This window comes from Arhodomonas sp. KWT (genome assembly GCF_010993615.1).
In genome coordinates this window covers 1-818 of record NZ_WNXE01000745.1, presented here as the reverse complement: position 1 = coordinate 818, position 818 = coordinate 1, and the positions used below count along the sequence as shown (strand labels likewise).

The window sequence follows — 818 nt, the reverse complement described above, 5'->3', positions numbered from 1 at the left end:
CAGTTCGCGTCCGCGTCGTGGCTGGCGGTGACCAGCTCGCCGAAGGCGGCGGTCAGGCGCTCGATGAAGGCGTCGAAAACGCTCTCCTGCACCAGCACCCGGCTGCCGGCGGAGCAGGTCTGGCCGGCGTTCTGGACGATGGCCTTCTGCACCACCGGCAGCACGGCGTCGAAGTCGGCGTCGTCGAAGACGATCTGCGGCGACTTGCCGCCGAGCTCCAGCACGCAGCCGACGTGATTGCGCGCCGCCGCCTGCTGGACCAGCGTCCCCACCTCCGGGGAGCCGGTGAAGGCGAGGAAGTCGATATCCGGGTGGGAGGCCAGCGGCGCGCCGGCCTCCTCGCCGAGGCCGGTGACCACGTTGATGGCCCCCGGCGGGAAGCCCGCCTCGATGGCGAGGTCGGCGATGCGCAGCGGCAGCAGGCAGGCCTCCTCGGCGGGCTTGAGCACGGTGGCGTTGCCCATCGCCAGCGAGGGCGCGAGCGAGCGCCCGAACATCTGCGCCGGGTAGTTCCACGGAATGATGTGACCGGTCACGCCAAAGGGCTCGCGCAGGGCCATCACCGTGTAGCCGTCGAGGAACGGGATGGTCTCGCCGTGGACCTTGTCCGCCGCCGAACCGTAGTACTCGAAGTAGCGCGCCGCGGCGACCATGTCCGCGCGGCCCTGGCTCAGCGGCTTGCCGGTGTCCCGGCTCTCGAGCTGGGCGAGCTCCTCGGCGTTGGCCTGGATCAGCTCGCCGACGCGCATCAGCAGCCGGCCGCGCTCGATGGCGGTGAGCCGGCCCCACTCGCCCTCCTCGAAGGCGTGACGGGCGGC

1 protein-coding gene is annotated in these 818 nt (G+C 71.8%); it reads right to left on the bottom strand.

Annotated elements, in window-relative coordinates:
• The coding region (locus tag G7A99_RS22130) for an aldehyde dehydrogenase family protein (protein WP_163144147.1) at positions 1 to 818 on the bottom strand (818 nt) is incomplete at both ends.